Genomic DNA, 16,261 nt, shown 5'->3' with positions numbered 1-16,261 from the left:
TTCATGAATTTATATGGAAAAGTTTGAAAAGTGGTGATATAATTGCTGAGAATTTTGTAGTGGAGACAGGAATCTGCATGCGGATCAGGGTTTTGTCTCATACGTTAATTTTTAGCAGAAGGTGAAAGAAAATGTCAACATCCATGACCAAGGGAAATCCTCTGAAGCTGATGCTCCAGTTCGCTTTTCCGCTGCTGATCGGAAATCTTCTTCAGCAGACTTACAACATTATTGATGCAGCTATTGTAGGTCAGATCCTGGGGGCGAAAGCCCTGGCAAGCGTTGGTGCCAGCAGCAGTATCCAGTTTCTGGTGCTGGGCTTTTGCATGGGAAGCTGTACCGGATTCGGTGTGCCCATTGCAAAGTATTTTGGCGCAGGCAAGCTGGATCAGATGAGGAACTATGTTTTTAACGGAGCGCTTCTCACTGCCGGAATTGCGGTGATCCTTACTGCGCTGTGCTCTGTTTTTTGCCCGCAGATCCTGCATATGCTTTCTGTACCGGAAGACATTTATGACAATGCCTATGCATATCTGCTGATTATTTTTCTGGGCATGCCGTTTACGCTGCTGTACAATTACCTGTCCAGCATTTTGAGGTCCGTTGGAGACAGCCGGACGCCTTTTATGTTTCTGGCCTTGTCCGCAATTTTGAATATTTTCCTGGATTTGTTCTGTATTGTGGTATTGAAGTGGGGCTGTGCAGGCGCTGCCATTGCGACGATCACAGCGCAGGCAATCAGCGGAATTTTGTGTCTTGTTTTTATTGCGAAGAAAATGAACCTTCTCTGGCTGTCTAAGGCTCACCGTGCGGCAAATAAGGATGCGGTAAGCGAGCTTCTTATGATGGGAATTCCCACAGGACTTCAGTTCTCCATTACCGCTATCGGCAGTATGGTGATGCAGTCTGCAAACAATGGTCTTGGAAGCGTGTATGTATCCGGATTTACAGCGGGAATGAAGATCAAGCAGTTTACTATGTGTCCTTTCGATGCTATTGGAACAGCTGTCTCCGTATTCTGCAGCCAGAATCTTGGGGCAAAGCAGCCGGACCGTATCCGCAAGGGACTGAGGCAGGGCATGGCAGTTGCAGTAGGATATGGACTTTTGGCCGGCCTTGTGCTTATTTTTGCAGGAAGACCTCTTTCCATGATTTTTGTCAGCAAAAGCTCTGCAGATGTGCTGGATGCATCTGCTAAATATCTGCGCTGTATGGGATATTTTTACTGGAGCCTTGGCATTCTCAATATTACCCGTATGGTGACACAGGGACTTGGCTATTCCACAAGAGCTGTTTTTTCCGGTGTTACGGAAATGCTGGCAAGAACCATTGTCAGTCTGGGATTTGTGGGAACCTTCGGATTTACCGCCATCTGCTTCGCAGACCAGACTGCATGGATCACCGCCTGCCTTTACATTGCGCCAACCTGCGTTTTCTGTATTAAGAAAGCAACGAAGTCCATTATGGCTGGAGCGTATGAGTAAGTAGGGCGATAGCCCGGATTACGAATGCGGTCGGCAGCTGTGGGAGCGCCCATAGGAGCCAAGTAGCTGAATTTCATATATGGTGATGTCGCCAATAGGCGACATGTCCGTTTTGCGGCTCCACACAAACCACATAAAACTTACATATGGAACACAAGGAAATGCTCTATTCTTCTTATTGTAATCAAGGGAACAGATTCCCAAAAGAAGAAAGGAGCATTTTTTATGAAGAAAACAGTATTTACAGGAAAGAACGCTTACGGCTTAACCGCTGGCAAATCAGGAAAAAGAGGCAGAAGAAAAGGGCTGGTACTTGGAATCTGTGCAGCAATTCTGGGAACTGCCGATGTGACAGGAGCGTCTCAGGCAGCCTGGGCATATGCGGAGAGTTATACGGATGCAGATGGAAAAATAGTGACTAAAATTTTTCAAAATGGGGACACGGATACTGTGACGGATGAGTCAGATGAAGTGAAAACAGACGAGCAGGGAAGTGCCACAGAATCAGCAGCAGAGGATTTTACAATCACGACTGTACAGGATGGACAAAATCCCGAAGGAAAGGCGGATACAGAGGCAGCAGAAAATTCGGCTGTAGGCCAGATTGAATGTTGGGCCGAAGTTGATAGCTATCTATATAAGGCATTAGGTCTGGAATACAATGAAGAACAGAAAGCCTGGATGTGGAAAGGAAAACCAGTTTATGCGATCTGGTTTGCAAATACAGGACTGACCATTTACGGAGACGTAAAAGCAGAAGGCAAAAACTGCCTTCATATTACCTGGGAAAGCAGCGATGGAACCGCCACATTTAAAGTCCAGGAGATGACGAAAGATGAGCTGCAGAAAGCTTATGGGACGTCCTTGGCGGAGTGATAATATAATTGAAACAGCCGCAGAGAAAGTGGAAGCCATAAAGGATGCGATGGAGCATTTTGAGGTTTAATAGTGGTAAGCGTATCATACAGTGGTACGCTTATTTTTTATATATTTGTCTTTGAGTTGACCAATATTTTATTTAGTTATAAAAGTGGAGGACGGTTTTTATACTAAACTGCCCAATTAATACATTTAAAAATGTTCACTTTGCTATTATTGACGGAAAGAGAAAAATCGAATATAATATAGCAAAGTACCCAATCGTTGAAATAATTAAGGGCGATTAAGTAGAGGTGAAAATATGCTTCGAAGTAAAGACAGCAATACATTGAGAATGCTGTTTAGCAGCCATAATTATGTTATGACTACTGCTGAACTTACAGCTTCCAGGTTATACTATGCAGATATAAAACAACTTTTAGACGAAGGATTGATTGAAAGAGTCCGGCGAGGTTACTATCACTGGACCCAAGATTATGGAGAAAGCGAAGTTGTCATTATCAATCGATTGTTTCCAGATGCAGTGCTCTGTATGGAGACTGCTCTATTCTATTATAGATACATCGACAGAAATCCTGCTGAGTGGAACTTTGCAATAGACAAAAATGTCTCTAAGCGGCGAACAAAAATCGATTATCCGTTTATCAAGGCATATCGTGTAGAGTCAGAATTGGTTACGCTGGGCGAAACCGAGGGTGAAATTGATTTCCACAAAGTTCGTATTTATGACCGTGACCGTACTATTTGCGATGTGCTGCGAAATAGGAACAAGATGGATAGGGAGATTTTTAATAAAGCAGTACAGGGCTATGTAAAAGACCCGAAAAAGAATATACCGAATCTTATGGAATATGCAAAAGTTTTACGTGTGCAAACGAAAGTAAAAGAATTGATTGGAGTGTGGTTGTAATGGCAGGTAAAAACACAGCTGATATTGGTTTTGAAAAACAAATATGGGATGCGGCATGCGTACTTCGTGGCAACATGGATGCGTCAGAATATAAAAATGTAGTTTTGGGATTAATTTTCCTGAAATACATCTCAGATCGATTTGATGATAAGTACAAGGAGCTTGTTGAAGAGGGAGATGGATTTGAGGAAGATATTGATGAATATACTTCGGAAGGTATCTTTTTTGTGCCAGCGGATGCACGTTGGAGCGCAATAGCAGCAAAAGCACATACACCGGAAATTGGTACAGTTATCGATGATGCTATGCGTGCTATTGAAAAAGAGAATAAACGTCTGAAAGATATTCTTCCTAAAAATTTTGCACGTCCAGAGCTGGATAAGCGCAGACTTGGAGATGTGGTGGATTTATTCACCAACATTCAGATGATCGAACATGGCAGTGAGAAAGATATTCTGGGCCGTACTTATGAGTATTGCCTTTCTATGTTTGCAGAACAGGAAGGTAAGCGCGGCGGTGAATTCTTTACGCCGTCCTGTGTAGTTCGTACTTTGGTAGAAGTATTAAAACCATTTAGGGGACGAGTGTACGATCCTTGCTGTGGATCTGGCGGTATGTTTGTTCAGTCCGCAAAGTTTGTAGAGAATCACAGCGGTAATATCAGCAATATTTCCATCTATGGTCAGGATTCAAATCCGACCACATGGAAGATGGCACAGATGAATCTTGCAATCCGTGGTATTGAGCCAGATCTTGGAACATATGCAGCAGATACTTTCCTGGATGATCGTCACCCAACATTACGTGCAGATTATATTATGGCCAATCCTCCATTTAATCTTTCAGATTGGGGTGCTGATAAACTGAAAGAGGACGTTCGCTGGCAGTATGGTCTGCCACCAGCAGGAAACGCCAACTTTGCATGGCTGCAGCACATGATTTATCATCTTGCACCTGGCGGAAGAATCGGCATGGTGCTTGCTAACGGTTCCCTTTCCTCTCAGTCAGGTGGTGAGGGTGAAATCCGTAAGAATATTATCAATGCTGACTTGGTTGAGTGCATTGTAGCAATGCCGACACAGCTTTTCTATACAACACAGATTCCGGTTTCACTCTGGTTTATTAATAAGCAGAAAAAGCAATCAAGCAAGACATTATTTATTGATGCCCGCAAGATGGGAACAATGGTTAGCCGCAAGCTCCGTGAACTTACTGATGATGACATCAAGAAGATTTCGGATACCTATGAAGCATTTGCGGATGGATCACTTGAGGATGTGAAGGGGTTCTGTGCTGTAGCTGATACAGCGGAAATAGAGAAGCAGGATTATATCCTTACACCAGGACGCTATGTAGGTATCGAAGAACAGGAAGATGACGGAGAACCCTTTGAAGAAAAGATGGATAGACTGACATCTGAACTTTCGGAAATGTTCGCCAAGAGTCATGAGCTGGAAGCTGAAATAAGAAAGAAGCTGGGGGCGATTGGGTATGAAATCTGAATGGACAACATATACCGTGCAGGAATTGATAGACAAAGAAATGCTGGAACCGCCAATGGATGGAAATCATGGAGAAATTCATCCTAAAACGACGGATTATGTTAAAAGTGGTGTTCCTTTTATAATGGCGAATAATCTTATAAATGGAAAGGTAGATTATAGCAATTGTGCGTTTATCACTAATAAACAAGCAAGTACTTTGAAAAAAGGTTTTGCTCATCCTGGAGATGTTCTGCTCACTCATAAAGCTACAATCGGAAGAACAGCACTTGTTGGAACTGAATATGACACGATAATACTTACACCACAAGTTACTTATTATCGTGTAAAACGTGGTATATCAAATTTGTATCTGAAGTATTATTTCGATTCAAATGAATTTCAACAAACTTTAGCTAACTGGGCAGGCTCAGGAAGTACAAGAGCGTATTTGGGAATAACAGCACAGCGAAAGTTACCAGTTGTATTGCCACCGCTTGAGATCCAAACAAAAATAGCAGAGTTTGGTAGAATACTGGATGATAAAATTGAATTAAATAACAAGGTAAATGAGAATTTATACGAACAAATGCTTTCTATTTTTAATAATGCAAGACGGACTTCAGCATGGAACAAACATAAGCTTGGTGATGTGCTGATATTCTTTGATAATCTCCGGAAACCACTTTCTTCCATACAACGGGAGAAAATGGCACACATTTATCCGTATTATGGGGCAGCATCTATTGTGGATTACGTTGAAGATTATCTATTTGATGGAACATATATTCTTATCAGCGAGGATGGCGCTAATGTAATTGATTCATTTGGACACCCATTAACGCAATATACTTATGGGAAGTTTTGGGTTAATAATCACGCTCATATTGTAAAGGGATCTAACGGTTATTCCGAAGCCTTGGTATATGCTATGCTTGGAACGCTAAATATGCAAAGCATTGTTACAGGTGCTGCTCAGCCCAAAATCAACCAGGCAAATTTGCGTAATTTTGAAGCAGTTTTACCTGAAAGTGAAGAAGCTCAGGTTTTATCGGAACTATTAAATCCTATGTTACAACAAATGTTACACCATGATCAAGAAAACGAAAAACTTTCTGAATTAAGAGATATATTATTGCCTCAGCTAATGTCTGGTGCACTTGATGTATCCGCCATTGACCTTTAAGCCGCTAAATTCTCATTTAACCTAATATCTCCTACCAACGGCAGGAGTAAGTACCAACGGAACTGCCGTTGATTCGTTCTCTGGAAAAAAAGATAAGGAGAACGAATTATGAAACAGAAAATAATGGAAGAAATCGTGCAGCAGATGCTACCGCATCTTGATAATGCACAGCTGCAGAAATTACAGGAGGTTTTGGAATACTCGCTTTATAACTACGAAATCTCTGGTAAAGCCTCTGAGACAGAGGATGATAGCCAGAAATTGATTGATTCTTTTGTGTATGCAAAGAGGATCGAGGGCTGTTCGGAGAAAACGCTGAAGTATTATAGGACAACGATAGAAGCAATGGTGGAAGTCGTAGATAAGGGCGTGCGTCATATGCAGACAGATGATCTCAGAGCGTATCTGACTGAATATCAAAAGAAACATGGTTCAAGCCGAGTTACAATAGATAATATCCGTAGAATTTTATCCAGTTTTTTCTCTTGGTTGGAGGACGAAGATCACATCCTGAAAAGTCCGGTACGTAGAATACACAAGGTAAAAACAGCTACCAATATCAAGGAAACTTACACCGATGAGGAACTTGAGAAGATGCGAGACAATTGTACGGAGCTTCGAGATCTGGCGATTGTTGATATGCTAGCTTCCACTGGAATGCGTATTGGAGAAATGGTGTTGTTGAATAAGGTGGATATCAATTTCAATGAGCGTGAATGTGTTGTATTTGGTAAGGGTGATAAGGAACGAGTAGTTTACTTTGACGCTAGGACAAAGATTCATCTGCAGAACTATATTGACAGCAGAGTAGATGATGATCCAGCCCTTTTTGTAACGTTGAGAGCACCATATACAAGAATCACGATTGGTGGAATAGAATCTCGTTTAAGAGAAATGGGAAAAAACTTAGAAATAGAAAAAGTCCATCCACACAAGTTCAGAAGAACACTTGCAACGATGGCAATCGATAAAGGAATGCCGATCGAGCAGCTGCAGCAGCTCCTGGGGCATAAACGAATAGATACGACCTTGCAGTATGCAATGGTCAAACAAAGCAATGTAAAGCAGGCTCATAGGAAATATATAGGTTAAATAAAGAAAGGTGATTATATGCAAATTGGACAAGTGGCGTACTTCTAAAATGGGTATGCATTTAAGTCAAAGGACTTTGTGAAAAATGGAAAGTACAAAATTATCAAGATTAAAGAACTAAAAGATGGTAAGGTAAGATTCTTTAATGATAGTGCATCTGTAGATGTTGATGATAAGCAGATTATTGAAAAATATATAGTAAAAAATGGAGATGTTTTGTTTGCTCTTACAGGGGATCCTGTTAATAAAAAAAATCCTTTAAGCTGGGTTGGGAGAGTTTCTGTATATGAAGATAATCAATTGGCATTACTTAATCAACGTGTATGCAAATTAATTCCAAAGGAAGAACTTAATGCCAAATACATTTACTATTATTTCCGTGCATTCAATAATTTTTATGCATTGGCATCTATTGCAAAGGGAAGTGCCAGTCAAGCTAATATATCTACAAAAGATATTGAGTCGATGGAGGTAGCATTACCATCTTTGAATATACAGGATAAAATAGTTTTAATATTAGATTCTATAGAAGAAAAGATTAGTCAAAATAATAAAATAAATGAGAATTTAATGGCTTAGAGGTCAATGGTGGATACATCTATTTCGCCAGACATCAATTTAGGCAATAAAGAGTCCCTTAATGCTGAAAGTCGGCGATTTTCAGCTTCGAGAATTTCTTGTTCGTTGAATATTGGTTGGCAAAAAGTATTGAAGCACTGAATGGTATCTGCATCAGGCATAACAGTAGGTACAGATTTCATTCCAGCTCCTGATATTTCTTTAAATGTTGATCCAGAAGCCATTCCTTCAATAGTCGGCAGAAGTTTCTTTAGTAAAAAATACACGTAAGTAGTTCCAATATTTTCATGAGGAATGACTGATTTGAATCCCTGGTTAGTCGTGATCTCATTTTGAGCTATGGCAATATAGCCAATCGGCGCTCTTGAACTGAAAAGTACAGTTCCTGCGGGCATTTTCGTAGCGCTGCTCTTGGAAAAACCTAACTCAGAGATATCATTCTCACCATGAGATATAAATTTTGACTTATCAATTGATAAATCCTTAGGCGTTATCCATGCAATACCTTGCTCCGCATAGTATTCTGACTTCGATTTTGAAGGAGTCCCGCCTGCAACGATAGAACCGATATCGGATAGAGCGCAATATGGCCAATTTGGCTTCGCATTGACGATGAAAAGCTCGTCAAAATAGGCCTGAGCTTGCTGCTCTAAATTCTCATTTAGCATAGAAATACAATAAAAAATACAGGAGGTTGAACATGCCAAGTTTATTTACAGAAGATACATATGAACATGCCATCATAGAACTGTTCGAAAATATGGGCTATGATCACCTCTACGCTCCGGACCTGGATCGTGATTACAGCAGTCCTTTGCTGGATGCTGAACTCAGAAACAGCCTGGTACGTATTAATCGTGGTCTGCCTGTAGAAGCCATCGATGAAGCGCTTTCCAAACTAAAGAATTTTGATACCGGCAGCCTGCTGCAGAAGAATATTATCTTTATGGATTATCTGCAAAATGGCATCACGGTGAAGTTTTTCGTGAAGGGCGAGGAGCAGTCATCTATCGTGCGTTTGCTTGATTACCAAAATGTAAAGAACGATTCTTTCTACGTGGTAAATCAGTTTACGTTCCTTGAAAACGGGAACAACCGCCGCCCAGATATTATTCTGTTTATCAATGGCTTGCCTCTTGTTTTGATGGAATTAAAAAGCCCGGCTAAGGATGAAGTAGGAGCAGAGAATGCATTCCATCAGATTCGTAACTATATGCAGGATATCCCATCTATGTTCTATTACAATGCGATTTGTGTAATTAGCGATTTGTCCACGAATAAGGCTGGAACTATAACATCCGGATTTGATCGTTTCATGGAATGGAAAACCAAAGATGGTAATTGTGAGGATACTGCTTACGCATCCTTTGAAACGTTCTATGAGGGGATGTTCCAAAAGGCGCGTCTCTTAGATATCATGAAGAACTTTATTCTCTTCTCTGGTGCAAGTAATAGCCGCTTCAAGGTGCTGGCGGCATATCATCAGTATTTTGCAGTTCATAAAGCAATTGAGAAAGCGAAAATTGCTACGAAGACAGACGGTAAAGGTGGTGTATTCTGGCATACACAGGGGTCTGGTAAATCTTTATCTATGGTGTTCTATGCGCATTTGCTGCAGGATGCATTAGACAGTCCAACGATTGTAGTCATGACAGATCGTATTGATTTGGATGATCAGCTCTATGCACAGTTTTCACAATGTGCGGACTTCCTGCGCCAGACACCCATACAGGCAGAGAGTAAAGAGCATTTGAAGTCGCTTCTTGATGGCAGAAGCGCGAATGGAATTATATTTACTACAATGTTTAAGTTTGAACGTGGAGAGAAAGCACTGTCGGAACGCAGAAACATTGTTGTTATGGCAGACGAAGCACATCGTGGTCAGTATGGCTTTGATGAGAAAATTGTCATGTCAGAAAATGAAAACGGTGAAAAAGAGGCGCATACTGTAATTGGGAATGCACGAATCATCCATGATGCATTACCAAATGCTACATTTATCGGATTTACCGGTACGCCGATTTCTGCTAAGGATAGAAATACCAGAGAAGTTTTTGGTGATTACATTGATGTATATGATATGACACAGGCTGTGGAAGATGGCGCTACAAGACCTGTTTATTACGAGAGTCGCGTTGTTCATCTCAAGCTTGATGAGAACACATTGGCACTGATTGATTCCACATACGATATTTTAGAGCAGCAGTCAGACGCACAGACAATCGAAAAGAGTAAGAAAATGCTTGGACAGATGGAAAGTGTACTTGGAGCAGATTCTACGATTCAGTCACTTTGTGATGATATTGTGAATCATTATGAAAAATATAGAGCTAATTTGCTGACTGGAAAGGCAATGATTGTAGCTTATTCTCGTCCAATTGCTATGAAGATTTATCGGCGCATTCTGGAAATTCGCCCGAACTGGAAAGAAAAAATCGGTGTTGTTATGACAAGCGGAAATAACGATCCGGAGGACTGGAAAGAGGTTATCGGAACAAAAGCACACAAGGAAGAGCTGGCTAGAAAGTTTAAGGATAACAAGGATCCGATGAAGATTGCCATTGTGGTTGATATGTGGCTTACCGGTTTTGATGTCCCTTCTTTGGCTACTATGTATGTGTACAAGCCAATGCATGGGTATAACCTGATGCAGGCAATTGCTCGTGTTAATCGTGTATTCAAGGATAAAGAAGGCGGATTGATTGTAGACTATGTTGGAATTGCATCAGCTTTGAAGGTGGCAATGAAGGAATATACGAAACGCGATCAGTCAAAATATGGTGATATGAATATTGCCAAGATGGCATACCCGAAATTCCAGGAAAAGCTGCAGGTTTGCAAAGATTTACTGCATGGATTTGATTTTAGCGGATTTGTTGGCGGTTCTCCGCTTACTATGGCAAAACTTATTACAGGTGGTGTGAACTTTATTCTGGATGCAAGTGTCCCTAAAAGGAAAGATCTGTTTTTAAAGGAAGCAATGCTTTTGAAGCAGTCACATTCGCTTTGCTCTAGTATGACAACGGAGCAGGAGCGTCATGAGGCAGCATATATGGAAGCGTTGCGTTCTACTGTGATTAAGATTACTTATGGTGGTACAGGTGGAAAGAGCCTGTCACTTACGGAAATCAATGATCAGATTAATGAACTTCTGAAGGCAGCAGTACAGAGTGAAGGTGTCATCAATCTCTTTGACAGCAGTAAGAGCGGCGGTGAAAACTTTAACTTGTTTGATCCGGCGGTTCTGGATGAAATCTCCAGAATGAAAGAAAAGAACATAGCAGTCGAAATTTTGAAAAAGTTGATGGCAGAGCAGGTATCGCTTTATAAGAGAACGAATGTGGTACAGTCACAAAAATTCTCTGAAAAAATAGCTCAGTTGATGAATTCTTATTATAACGGACTTATCACCAATGAAGAAGTGATTAAGGAACTGCTGAAAACAGCCCAGGAGATTGCGGAGCTTTATAAGAATGGTGAAAAGCTTGGATTGTCCCAGGAAGAACTAGCTTTTTATGACGCATTGACGAAACCGGAGCATATCAAGGATTTTTATAAAAATGATGAATTGATTGCTTTAACAAGAGAGCTTACAGAAATGCTTCGTAAGAACCGTACTATCGATTGGCAGAAGAAAGAGACTGCCAGAGCACAGATGCGTAAGATGGTGAAGCGGCTTCTTAAAAAATACAAGTATCCACCAGAGGATTATGAGTTTGCCATCAATACGGTAATCAGCCAGTGTGAGCTATGGACAGATAATGTGGAACCACCAAAAGTGGAAAAAATCTATAAATATATTTCTGAAATAGAGCTGAGTAAAGTAGCAGAGGCGTCGGTTCCATATGGAGAAAAGAAATGATGGAATGCAGTATGGATGCACGTAAGGACAATAGGTAAGTTTCAGGAGCAGTTATTCGAATTTTTCGAATAACTGCTCCTGATAGAATTTCATACGTCAAGTGTCGCCTTAAGAGCATCCATACTGGAATATCTGGGTGCAGAAGGGGCATTCATTAGTTTTCTGCCTTCTTCAATAGCAGCGGTTGTAGTATCATTGGGTACTTCCAGTTTTAATTCAAAAGGAATACCATGCTCACGGATCGCGGTTTTCAGGAACATATTTACAGCAGTTGTCATATTCAGACCAAGCTCATTAAAAATTTCCTCTGCCTGATCTTTGATTGTTTTGTCTATACGAATATTTAAATTAGTTGTTGCCATGCAGAACACCTCCATTCAAGTATAGTATGCTCAAATGCTCACCACTTGTCAACACAGTGTCATTATTATAGCAATATGCGCTATGTGGATGAGAATATAGAATATATGGCTGACAGAGAAGATGATGGGTACACTGAACGATGTAGATATTCGTACAATCAATGAACACATTAAAAGGGTGGCTTAGTGAATTAGTATTCGTTTTCCGGACGTGAGACTGCAAGGTATATTCATCGCAGGTCGTCGCAACACTCCGCCGAGCTAACTGCCAACTGCGACTAAGCATCTCAGGAGAGCCTTCGATGCTAAGTCTCCGTAGGCAGTGGATCTCGTCTCCGTTAAAACCGCTCCTGAAATGACCTGCTCACGAATATACCTTGCAGTCTCACTGGTTATTGGTAAGGGAAATGTCAAACCAATACTTCTTCACTGGCGCTTAACGGGAAGCTCCAGTCGATACACAGTATCTGAACTTCGGTCACTTTCGGGCGTAGTATTTCGGGTATATTTTTAGAAAAGTGCAATCTGTATGTCCCGCTTTGCGGTATATTTTGCCCGAATTCAGTTGCCGGAGTCCGCATTTCCTGACCAATATACAGGGTTCACAGACTGTGCATCGGCAGGAACTTCTTTTAAGCGCCAGTGAAGTAGTGTTGGGGTGGCATATTTTCCCTTCCCAATAACCAGTGATTTTGCGGTGTATATTCATGTAGCCGTGCATTTCAGGAGCGGTTTTAGTGGAAGTGAGATCCGATGGTTACGGAGACTTAGGCGAGAGGGCTCTCCCGAGCGTCTTAGTCGCAGTTACCAGCTAGCTCACTGGAACGTTGCGACGCACGGCGATGAATATACACCGCAAAATTACGTCCGGGAAACCACCCCAAATTCACTAAGCCCCCCGATTGTTTAGCATTAAGGGAAACCGTCTTCTATTTTATGTACATTCCATGCATAAAATCCCCTGGCAAGATTTAAAATAGAATAGAATCTGTTTTTCAAGGAGACAATCTATGTTTCTTAAGGCAATAAAAAAAGCAGTTCTTCCTGTTTTGATCGGCAGCCTGCTAACTGGTTCAGGTTGCCGGATTACATATGGGTATGCGGGGGAAAATAGCTGGGATGCGGCTGTTATTTTCCAGGAAGAGTCCTCTGGCATAAATACTTCCAATACAGATACGCAGCAGGAAGCTGCCAGCGGCAGTACCGCGGATACCAATAGCCAGGAAGAAAAAAATACCGGGGACAATACCTCGGATACGGATACGCAGCAGGAAAATGTCTCACCCAATACTCCAGCCACCGACGACACCCTCATCCAGGCCCCTTCCGCTCTTCTCATGGAAGCCACCACCGGCACCGTAATCTACGAAAAAGACCCGGACACCCGCCGCAGTCCTGCCAGCATCACAAAAATCATGACCCTGATCCTGATTTTTGATGCTCTGGAAAATGGCACCCTGAAAATGACCGACACCGTTACCACCAGTGCCTACGCCAAATCCATGGGCGGCTCCCAGGTTTTCTTAGAAGAAGGGGAAACCCAGGATGTGGAAACCATGATTAAGTGCATTGTGATCGCATCCGGCAACGACGCCAGTGTGGCAATGGCGGAGCACATCGGCGGCAGCGAGCAGGAATTTGTCCGTCAGATGAACGAGCGGGCAGCAGGTCTTGGCATGGAAAACACCCATTTCGTGGACTGCTGCGGCTTGACAGACTCTACCGACCATTACACCACTGCCCGGGACATCGCCCTGATGAGCCGGGAGCTGATCACTAAATATCCCAAAATACTGGAATATTCCTCCATCTGGATGGAAAATATCACTCACGTCACCAGACAGGGCTCCAAGGAATTCGGCCTGACCAACACCAACAAGCTTCTTCGAAGCTACGAGGGTTGTGTTGGCCTCAAAACCGGAAGCACCAGCCTTGCCAAATACTGTGTATCCGCAGTTGCCGCCCGAAACGGCATCACTCTTATTTCCGTAGTCATGGCAGCGCCCGACTACAAGGTTCGCTTCAAGGATGCGGCTGCCATGCTGAACTACGGTTTTTCCAAAAGCAGTCTCTACACCGATGAAAACCCCGAAAAACTCCCTTCCATCGAAGTCCGAAAAGGAACCAAACCCACAACCGAAGTAAAATATGAAAAAACCTTCCAGTATCTAAGCTGCGACGGTAAAACCATAGGTGATGTCCAGACGAAACTGAATCTGAATCCACAGGTCCAGGCCCCAGTAAAAGCAGGCGACACAGCCGGAACCCTAGAATACTACGAAAACGGCAGAAAATTAGGCGAGATCAACATTCTTTTTACAGAAACCATAGAAAAAGCCACCTACAAAAACTGCCTGGAAAAAATAATTGCAGAAGCATTTTGACAAAACAGTCCCTGTCGGTTTATAATAAATTCTGTATGAAAATTTTTGCTGCTATCTTACAAAACAGACATGTCGCCTACCGGCGACATCACCATATATGAAAGTCAGCTGTTCCGCGCCTATGGGCGCTCCCACAGCTGCCGCCCGCATTCGTAATCCGGGCTATCGCCCTACTTACTCATACGGTCTAGCCCATCCGATATCCAAGAATTCGCTCATGCAAGCATGGCTCATTCTTGGCTGCCGTCTGGGACTTTCATAGTAAAAAATAGCAAAGACGGAGGGGAAACACATGAAACAACCAAAGAAAGAGCCAGGTAAGCTAAAGCTTCTGGCCCGCTATTATAAACCATATCAGGGACTGTTTTTCGCAGATCTGTTCTTTGCATTTCTGGGAGCAGCCGTAACTCTGGTCATTCCGCTGCTGGTGCGCTACATTATGAACACAGTAGGGGAAATGCCAGCCCAGGAAGCCAAGACAATTATTCTAAAAATCGGCGTAGGAATGCTGGCACTGATTCTGGTCAAGCTTGGAAGCCGTTATTTCATCACCTATTACGGACACATGATGGGTGCTTACATTGAGCATGACATGCGAAATGAAATCTTCAGCCACTACCAGAAGCTTTCTTTCGCATTCTATGACAACCAGAAAGTAGGGCACCTGCTTTCCAGGATCACAAGCGACCTGTTTGACATCACCGAGCTTCTGCATCACGGACCGGAAGATATTCTGATCTCCGTGATCAAGCTGTTCGGAGCGCTGATCATTCTGATGAACGTGAAGCCCCAGATGGCACTGCTTTGCTTTGCCATTGTAATCATTATGCTGATCTATGCGCTGGTTTACAATAAGAAAATGAAAAGCGCATTTAAGGAAAACCGCGTGCGCATGGGCGAGATCAACAGCCAGATCGAGGACAGTCTTTCCGGAATCCGCGTGGTGAAATCCTTTGGAAATGAGAAGCGTGAGATCGAGAAATTCCGCAAGGGAAATGAGCGCTTCGTGGATGCCAAGAGAGTGACTTACCGCTACATGGCAGGCTACCACGCAGGCATGGATGCCTTTACCACCCTGATTACAGTTGCGGCCTTGGTTTCCGGTGCTATGTTCCTTGCGTCCGGAAGCATTAGTGCCACAGACCTTGTGACCTTTCTTTTGTATATCAACAACTTCACCGAGCCTGTTACCAAACTGGTAAACTTCACTGAGCAGTTCCAGAACGGCTACAGCGGTTACGACCGTTTCCTGGAAATGATGTCCATTGCGCCGGATATTGAGGACGCGCCGGATGCAGTGCCGTTAGACCATGTGGACGGGGACATTCGCTTTGAAAATGTTTCCTTCCATTATGAGGACCATGATGACAAAGTTCTTTCCAATGTCAATCTGGAAGTGAAGCCGGGAGATTATGTTGCTCTTGTGGGCACCTCTGGCGCAGGCAAAACCACCCTGTGCAGCCTGATCCCCAGATTTTATGATGTAACCGAGGGCGCCATTTATCTGGATGGAAAAGACATCCGCAAGATCAAGCTGAAGGACCTTCGCCAGCAGATTGGAATTGTTCAGCAGGATGTATATCTGTTCGCAGGAAACATTATGGAAAATATCCGCTACGGCCGCCCGGATGCCACAGACGAGGAAGTCATCCGCGCAGCCAAGCTTGCCAATGCCCACGATTTTATTATGGAAATGCCGGATAACTACGCAACGGATATCGGCCAGCGGGGCGTGAAGCTTTCTGGCGGACAGAAGCAGCGCCTTTCCATTGCAAGAGCATTCCTGAAAAATCCGCCCATCCTGATCTTCGATGAGGCAACCTCTGCCCTTGACAACGAAAGCGAGAAGGTAGTCCAGGAGTCCCTAGAACGTCTTGCCAAAAACCGAACCACCTTCGTCATCGCCCACCGCCTTTCCACCATCCGCAACGCAAGACGAATCCTGGTCCTCACCGAAGACGGAATCGCAGAAGAAGGCACCCACCAGGAACTGATGGAAAAAGACGGCGTATACGCCAAGCTTTGTAAAGCTGGATTGTAAA

The 16,261-nt window shown here is 42.9% G+C and carries 11 protein-coding genes and 1 pseudogene; 10 read left to right on the top strand and 2 right to left on the bottom strand.

Annotated elements, in window-relative coordinates:
* Positions 1–131: 131 nt before the first annotated feature.
* The 7 genes and pseudogenes from DWZ38_RS09260 to DWZ38_RS09230 form a co-directional block, all read left to right on the top strand.
* Positions 132–1,484 (top strand): MATE family efflux transporter, encoded by a 1,353-nt coding sequence (locus DWZ38_RS09260; RefSeq protein WP_117851950.1) that lies wholly within the window; start codon positions 132–134, stop codon positions 1,482–1,484.
* A gap of 225 nt (positions 1,485–1,709) precedes the next feature.
* Positions 1,710–2,360 carry a hypothetical protein gene (locus tag DWZ38_RS09255; protein WP_117851947.1) on the top strand — a complete coding sequence of 217 codons (651 nt, stop codon included), beginning with the start codon at positions 1,710–1,712 and terminating at the stop codon, positions 2,358–2,360.
* Positions 2,361–2,664: 304 nt separating this feature from the next.
* Positions 2,665–3,273 carry a type IV toxin-antitoxin system AbiEi family antitoxin domain-containing protein gene (locus DWZ38_RS09250; protein WP_117851942.1) on the top strand — a complete coding sequence of 203 codons (609 nt, stop codon included), beginning with the start codon at positions 2,665–2,667 and terminating at the stop codon, positions 3,271–3,273.
* Positions 3,273–4,775, top strand: a complete 1,503-nt coding sequence (locus tag DWZ38_RS09245; protein ID WP_117851939.1) for a class I SAM-dependent DNA methyltransferase — start codon at positions 3,273–3,275, stop codon at positions 4,773–4,775. The genes DWZ38_RS09250 and DWZ38_RS09245 overlap by 1 nt, the downstream gene beginning before the upstream one ends.
* Positions 4,765–5,940, top strand: coding sequence for a restriction endonuclease subunit S (locus tag DWZ38_RS09240; protein ID WP_117851935.1), 1,176 nt, complete (start codon positions 4,765–4,767; stop codon positions 5,938–5,940). Before DWZ38_RS09245 ends, DWZ38_RS09240 begins: the two co-directional genes overlap by 11 nt.
* Positions 5,941–6,048: 108 nt before the next feature.
* Positions 6,049–7,032 (top strand): site-specific tyrosine recombinase/integron integrase, encoded by a 984-nt coding sequence (xerA, locus tag DWZ38_RS09235; RefSeq protein WP_117851931.1) that lies wholly within the window; start codon positions 6,049–6,051, stop codon positions 7,030–7,032.
* Positions 7,033–7,092: 60 nt separating this feature from the next.
* Positions 7,093–7,611, top strand: a pseudogene (locus DWZ38_RS09230) (restriction endonuclease subunit S); the annotation flags it as partial.
* Here DWZ38_RS09230 and DWZ38_RS09225 read toward each other — a convergent pair.
* Positions 7,608–8,279, bottom strand: a complete 672-nt coding sequence (locus tag DWZ38_RS09225) for a restriction endonuclease subunit S (protein ID WP_117851928.1) — start codon at positions 8,277–8,279, stop codon at positions 7,608–7,610. The pseudogene DWZ38_RS09230 and the gene DWZ38_RS09225 overlap by 4 nt on opposite strands.
* Positions 8,280–8,311: 32 nt before the next feature.
* On the opposite strand from DWZ38_RS09225, the gene DWZ38_RS09220 reads away from it, so the two are divergent.
* Positions 8,312–11,473: a type I restriction endonuclease subunit R gene (locus DWZ38_RS09220; protein ID WP_117851924.1), complete on the top strand. Its 3,162-nt coding sequence runs from the start codon at positions 8,312–8,314 to the stop codon at positions 11,471–11,473.
* 89 nt (positions 11,474–11,562) lie between these two features.
* On the opposite strand, the gene DWZ38_RS09215 is transcribed toward DWZ38_RS09220, so the two are convergent.
* Entirely contained in the window at positions 11,563–11,835 is a 273-nt protein-coding gene (locus DWZ38_RS09215) for a type II toxin-antitoxin system RelB/DinJ family antitoxin (RefSeq protein WP_117851920.1), read from the bottom strand.
* 1,010 nt (positions 11,836–12,845) lie between these two features.
* Here DWZ38_RS09215 and DWZ38_RS09205 point away from each other — a divergent pair.
* Together DWZ38_RS09205 and DWZ38_RS09200 are read left to right on the top strand one after the other, a co-directional pair.
* Positions 12,846–14,219 carry a D-alanyl-D-alanine carboxypeptidase family protein gene (locus DWZ38_RS09205; protein ID WP_117851916.1) on the top strand — a complete coding sequence of 458 codons (1,374 nt, stop codon included), beginning with the start codon at positions 12,846–12,848 and terminating at the stop codon, positions 14,217–14,219.
* A gap of 292 nt (positions 14,220–14,511) precedes the next feature.
* Entirely contained in the window at positions 14,512–16,260 is a 1,749-nt protein-coding gene (locus DWZ38_RS09200; protein WP_117851912.1) for an ABC transporter ATP-binding protein, read from the top strand.
* Position 16,261: the final 1 nt, after the last annotated feature.

It is taken from the genome of Ruminococcus sp. AF31-8BH (genome assembly GCF_003460605.1).
Lineage (GTDB): Bacteria > Bacillota > Clostridia > Lachnospirales > Lachnospiraceae > Blautia_A > Blautia_A acetigignens.
The sequence above is the reverse complement of the archived record's forward strand: the minus strand, read 5'-3'. Positions and strand labels throughout refer to the sequence as shown.